The organism is Roseburia sp. 1XD42-34, assembly GCF_009917385.1.
GTDB lineage: Bacteria > Bacillota > Bacilli > Bacillales > Amphibacillaceae > Virgibacillus.
In genome coordinates, this window is record NZ_QWLJ01000019.1 from 66,498 (window position 1) to 73,229 (window position 6,732).

At 37.1% G+C, this 6,732-nt stretch carries 5 protein-coding genes; 1 reads left to right on the plus strand and 4 read right to left on the minus strand.

The features are described from left to right. Positions 1-64 precede the first annotated feature (64 nt). From D1839_RS11845 to D1839_RS11855, 3 genes are all read right to left on the minus strand, one after another. Positions 65-1,156, minus strand: a complete 1,092-nt coding sequence (locus D1839_RS11845; protein ID WP_120380118.1) for a glycerol dehydrogenase — start codon at positions 1,154-1,156, stop codon at positions 65-67. A 386-nt stretch (positions 1,157-1,542) separates the two neighbouring features. Then, positions 1,543-2,214, minus strand: coding sequence for a hypothetical protein (locus tag D1839_RS11850; RefSeq protein ID WP_120380119.1), 672 nt, complete (start codon positions 2,212-2,214; stop codon positions 1,543-1,545). A gap of 139 nt (positions 2,215-2,353) precedes the next feature. Continuing rightward, positions 2,354-3,400 (minus strand): C45 family autoproteolytic acyltransferase/hydolase, encoded by a 1,047-nt coding sequence (locus D1839_RS11855; protein ID WP_120380120.1) that lies wholly within the window; start codon positions 3,398-3,400, stop codon positions 2,354-2,356. A gap of 138 nt (positions 3,401-3,538) precedes the next feature. On the opposite strand from D1839_RS11855, the gene D1839_RS11860 reads away from it, so the two are divergent. Next, positions 3,539-5,266: a DNA-binding protein gene (locus D1839_RS11860; RefSeq protein WP_120380121.1), complete on the plus strand. Its 1,728-nt coding sequence runs from the start codon at positions 3,539-3,541 to the stop codon at positions 5,264-5,266. Positions 5,267-5,542: 276 nt separating this feature from the next. Here D1839_RS11860 and D1839_RS11865 read toward each other — a convergent pair whose 3' ends face one another. After that, a complete protein-coding gene (locus D1839_RS11865; protein WP_120380122.1) occupies positions 5,543-6,127 on the minus strand; it encodes a hypothetical protein in 585 nt (194 codons plus the stop codon). Between the last annotated feature and the right edge of the window lie 605 nt (positions 6,128-6,732).

The window sequence follows — 6,732 nt, forward strand, 5'->3', positions numbered from 1 at the left end:
CAAACTATACTAACCACTTGTAGAGAAAGGTTGGTCAGTTTATTTTTATTTTCTCAACCTTAGCCTATTCATTGCTTAATTGATTCACAGCAAGAATAGCAGCTGCAACATCGTCTGCAGTCACATCATTAGATAAGTTGCTCATCGTCTCGCCTTCTTGTGTAGCAGCCGCTCCAACACGAAGCAAGTCTTCGTATGATGCATTATCCAAATGCATTTCTTTTAATGTCGTCGGTAAACCTAATTTCTTATAAAAATCAATGTATTTTTGTAATTCCTCTTTTGGATGCAGTTCCAAAACAAGCTGTACTAATGTGCCATAGGCTACTTTTTCTCCGTGTGTTAAATGATGAATATCTCCATCCAGTACAGTAAAGCCATTATGAATAGCATGCGCTCCAGCTAATCCGCCACTTTCAAAGCCTAGTCCAGATAACAATGTATTTGCTTCGACAACAGCTTCCACGTGCTTGGTTACAATACCTTTTTTAACAGCTTGAAACGCTGCCTCGCCATACGCAAATAATGTTTTCTCACATTCTTTGGCGATTGCCTTTGCGGCAATACTTGGTTTTCCACCAGCCATAGCCTCGCCATTACTTTTTAGTGTCGCTCTTGCTTCTACCCACGTAGCCATTGCGTCCGCAATCCCGGAAGCAAATAGTCTTGCTGGAGCTTTAGCTACAACTGCTGTGTCAACCAGCACTAAGTCTGGGTTTTTATCGTAAAATTTATATGATTCAAATACACCTTCATCACTATAAATAACCGATAAAGCACTTGTAGGTGCGTCCGTAGATGCTGTTGTTGGAACAATAATAACGCTTACTTCTAAGCCATCAGCGATTGCTTTAGCAGTGTCTAATGTCTTCCCACCACCTACACCTATTACGGCATCAACGCTTGCTTCTTTTCCTACTTTGACAACTCTGTCGATTTCCGCTATAGAAGCTTCTCCATTAAATGGAACATAGTGATAAGCTAGGTTCTCTTCTTTCATACTTGTTTCAATGGTTTCTTTCGTAATCTCCCATACTACATCATCAGACAAAATTAATGGTTTCTGACTAATTGGCATGACATGCTTTCCTAGGCTCTTTAAAGCATCTTTTCCTTGAATATACTTACTTGGTGAAATAAAAATAATCTCTGACATTTGTCATCGCCCCTTCTGCTAGCAATTCAAGATAAGGATACACAGGCTCTGCAAAAGCCATCCATACGAAAGAAAAGCAAATGCATTAGCCTTGCCGTTGATCATTTAAACTAGGCTCTATATACCTGCTCCCTATTTGAATCAAAGCAATTATAGTATTACATACACATGTTTAGTATAACAATGGTGGAAGCGATTATACAAGCTTTTCGTGATTAATTTCACATTTTTTTAATAAATCAGCTATTTAAAATAACTATTCGAGCTACTAAGCTTGAGCAAACTTTCCATAAGAGCGAAACTGGAACTTTAGCTCGAAGACAAATTAAAATAGCTAACCCTACGAAAGCACCTTTTTAGCACCTTTCTGTAGAGCTAGCTATCCATTACAAATCTTCTTCAAACCGATAAACTAATTTATACTTTTCTTCATTTAATAAATCTACCACATGTATACGCACGCCATGTCCAAAAATGACTTCATCCTCCGTCATCGCAACAATCATTGCTTTCGTTTCTTTATTTACATCAATATATATATCCCCGACAGCAGGTTTTAGATTCGTATCACTTTCAGCTAAATAGGTGATCGATTCATCTTGGATTTGTTGCTCCTCAGGAACCAAACTTTTATCGTAATATGCAATTTCCCGGCTAGCTTCTGATCTACCCGGAACCATCACAACATACTCACTATGCTTTACACCATTATCTCTGGTAGTAACTACGTTTCCATCCTCTACACTATCAACTTTTTCAATCGCATTCAGTGAATAGTGATCAAGAAAATCCGGCGCTGGCTTGATGATTAAAATATAATCACCTGGCTCTGGTCGTTTATGTTTATCGATGGTATATCGTTTACCATAAAAAATGAATGTATCATTATGCTGTGGACGACATAATTCAATTTCGCTTGCTTTCGTTAATATCTGCTGCATGTCCTTTAAACGATATAAATGCACAGATTTCTTAAACATCGGTTTTACTGAATACACTTGGTGCAATTCATTTCGATAAAAAACAAACTGCCCTTTTCTCACTTGAAAAAGCTTCATTAGACTACCTCCTATAATGATGTTCCATTAGAGTATATTACAACTGTAGCAAAAAAAGAAAGTCCTAAATAAAATTCCCTTTAATTTACCTTTTAAAACTTATTAGTCTTAAAAAAACAGCTAAACAACAGCGTTAAACTCACATTTTTTCCATATGAACAAACGGTAATGAAGTATCTACTTTACCGATGACACGCTGAATGGAAAATTCTTTTCCCTTTAGCCATTCATTGAAATCAAAAATAATCGGCTCTCTGTCGCCTCCTAACGCAAACCAAGCTTTTAATTGCTTCGGGAAGTAACCCGATGTATGAATCGTCCCAGCCCACTGCTTATATTTTGTGGAAAAAACTCCCCGCTTCGAATCATTCATCAGTCTAAAAGCGTCATACGCATTCGTAATTTGTCCTTTATTGTCCTGAATCGTCTGCTGCCTACGCTGGGAATCTGCCAAATGATGCCGATTTTCTTCGGTTAAATGTTCAAAATGATTGGTACAGACTTGTCCTGTACGTATTTTTACAGCTCGGGGAGAAGCTTCTATAATATAGGTTTCCCCATTTTTATCCAATAAAACATAACTGAAAGAATGGCGATGTGGAATTTCTTGTAATAAAACAATAGCCTGCTCCGCATCTTTACAATTTTCAAGAACTATTCTGGCTATCATATTACAAATAAACCCATCTTTCGGATGTCGACGATGAATAAAATTATAACCAATGGTTAACCCGTGTTCATTCATGCCGTCCATCCTGCCAGTTATACGCTGGGACGGCGCAATCGTCGCATAGCCTTGATCAGTCGGTTGAAAAACCGTATAGCGACCTTCGTATGTCTTAGGATGATAATCATAGTTGCGAATCATATAGTCTGAATTCGTGAAAATGGAGCAACCACTTTTTTGATATGCTAGTCGATATCCGCCAAACTCTTGTAGTATTTCCTCCATATCCCACTGAAGTGCGTCCATTAGTCCACACAGCTCTTCCCAAATCCCAGGAGCGATCGGTTGAATCATTCGCTTCACTTCATCTTCTTTGATAATAAATCTCGGTTGTCTAATCTTCCATTGTTTTTTCCTATTTTCTAATATATACGAATTCTTTAAATCTATTCCTTGCTTGTAACCAAAATCATAGTGTCTCCCCCGGTACTGTATTACATCGCTATAGATCGATTGCATAAAGTTCCCACCTTTCTTACACTTTCACCCTCCATTGTAATCTTTACTCTATCATTTGAAAATCCATACGTATTTAATTGAAACTTTTCGTTTACAATTCTCGTATTAAAAGTAAAGTTTATAATTAGGAGTGAAAACATGACGGGAATTTTAACAACGACGATACTTTCATTTATTTTATATGCTGTCATTGCTGTATTTTTTATTATTCAAAACAAGAAATACCGGAAGACGACAGTAAGAGCAGTCGGTCTGGTTTTTGTAACGCTCTTTATACTCGGGGTTATTACTGTATATATTCTAATGCCGCCGATTACCATACCGAACATGACAATTGCCAACCTTGTTATAGGGACTGCAGGAATGATAAGTTTATACGCATTAACTAAGAGCAAACCATTTACCAAATCAACGAAGCATTTCGATACAATTACAGGTGCCCTTATTCTTTTTGCAATCATTGCCATTCCTGGATTTATTATTTTAGGTATTCTTTCCTTAGACGATACAAATCAGTCTATTGCTACCAAAGAAGTTGAAGAAGCAAAGCCATTAGATCAAGATGCTACACCAATCGTCGTATCACCGGAATTTGCTCGCAACAAAGTGCAAAAAGCGATGAGTGTTGTTCCAAATACGCAATTCTACGATCTAGGAAAATTACAAGTACAAAAAATCAACAATAATATCGTATTTGTGGCTCCTGTAGAGTTTACCGGATTTTGGAAATACTTTCGCGGAAAAGAGACAGAAGGATATTTTACTATTTCGGCAACAGATATCAATGCACAACCAGAGTTTATTAAAAGTAAAATGAAATATACAAATTCCAGTTACTTTAATCATCAAGTGTCGCGCACGATCTACAATGCTTACCCAAGCTACATTCAAAATGGGGAACCCCAAATTGAAGTAGATGAGGAAGGAAAACCATGGTATGTACAGACATTATATAAACCGATAGGCTGGACTAACAAACCTAATATGCAAAATCTACACGCTGCAGTTGTTGACCCAGTTACTGGGGATGTGAAACTATATAAATCAGATAAAGCGCCTAAATTCATTGAAGGGTCGATCAGCTCCGAAATGGCTTCAGAGGAAAATGAATATTTCGGAAAATACGTTCACGGATGGCTCAATTCTATCTTCGGTAAAAAAGATGTAAAAATACCTAATGAATCAGGAACAGAATCGAGCGTAACGCCTTTATTCGATGAGAATGGCCACATGTATTACTTTACAGACATGTCTTCGCCAAAAGAAAATATCGACTCCGCTTTAGGTTACACCCTTATCAATGCACGAACAGGTAAACTGACCTATTATAATGGTGAACAGAATAATGGTATTATGGATAGCAAAGGTGCAAAAGAAATCGTCAATAAAGAGTTTCCTGAAAAGAAATGGACTGGATCCATGCCAATTCTTTATAATATTGATGGCAATCCCACTTGGGTGGTTAACGTTTTGGATCCGAACGGTCTATTCAAGCATTATGCTTACATTAAAGCAGCTGACTCTGATTTCGTCGTTTTTGGAGATACAGCCAGAAGTACACTAGAGTCTTACCGACTCGCCTTGGCGCAAGATCCAAGCAATGTGGAATCCACTGGGGAAGCGAGCTTAGAAAAGCGTAACGGTACAGTAGAACGTGTGTTAGTTACAACCCAAGATAAAAAACAAGTTGTCCAATTTCTGCTTCAAGATGACCCGATTATTTATACTGTTAATTCAGGAAAATCTCCAAGAGCCGTTTTCTTACAGGCTGGAGATAAAGTAGAACTGGAAGCAACTATTAGAGACAACCAAACGGCACTCGTAGAAACAATTAGCATTAAAGGATTAACGGATCCGAAGCCATAAAACACAGACATAGGAATAGAAAATCAGCAATAGTTACTTATTGTTCTAAAAAGTAACGATAACCACAAGCAGGTTAGTATTTTTGCTAATCTGCTTGCAATTATTTTCCAGTCGGATTTAACAATCCTTTCAAAATAAGAAGACTTAAAGTATCTCACTTAACGTTTATCCTCAGAAATAATGCCTAAGGCACCTTTCAAAGGCGAATTTTATTATACATATCTTACTCGTTCAAAACTCTCCCAGCATTAGCTAGCGTCGCTAGTCTTGTCCATATTAACTACTATTCCTTTTCAATTGCTTTGTATGGACCTTCATCCACTTAAATAACAAGGTCAGCCAGTATGAAAGACATGCTACCACAAAATTAAGAACTAATAAGTAGGTTAAATTCATTCCTTTGTGTAACCTGATATAATCAATTTGCACAAATACATAGTCTATCCCATATGCAATGAGAATAGTTAACAGAAAGCTGAATATGTAAAAGTTCCTATTGTAATTAGTGCAATACTGATATACCAACATATAAGCAACAGGTAAGATGACTGCTGTTACAGTCATGCCACTTGGAAATACATATGTTAAACTATGTGGGTGAACAAGCAAATTATTAGCCTCTAACGCACTATTTACTTTAGAGCTGATCATATGAATAGAATAACCATAAAAAGATACTTCAAATATTTTGTCGCGATCAATAACCTTATATAGAATAATTAGCGGAACTATAAAGGAAAAAAGGTTAAACCAAAAATACCACGTATCGATATTTGAAGTAAGTTGCCAATACTCCATTTCCATTTTTCCAAGTTTTTCCTTCATTTCGTATATCTGAAAGTATATAGACTCCACGTCCATCGAAATCACCTTTTTCCGTTTAAACGTATACATAGCAAAAATCTGATTTTAATTCCTCTGCACTGTCCAAGAAGTATGTTGGTTTAAATTTATTGGTTAAATGGATAATCATTTCCACTTCAGATTGTTTTAGGATATTTATGGAATCAAAAGGCAGACCAGCCCTTAAATACGCAATAAAGACAACTGCATTTAGGTGTGCCGCGTGTTTAGTTGAGCTTAATCAGGCATTTATAGTAGTAGCTCCTATTTTAACTTCTTGTAGCTGTTATCTCCATTTGAAAATAGACAAGATATCAATGAAACAGCTAGTAGTAAGTGTAGCCAAAAACGGGGAGTTTTATTCAAAAACATAGATGGATCTGCGCATTTTAGAAAAATGCTTGAACAGGAACAAAGGCGCAAGCGCCCGATTAGCAACGTAGCGACTGGAGCAAAGCAACTAAAGTTTTAGGAATCATGGTGAGGCACGAACCAATGAGGACTTATCGTAGGGCGTATTTCTAAAGTCACCTAGTTGCTGGGCGCTGGGAGTATAAACTATTTTGTGTAAATGGGAATTGCACACAATAAAATATACAGGCTTTACGTGGAGAAGCGGGCGT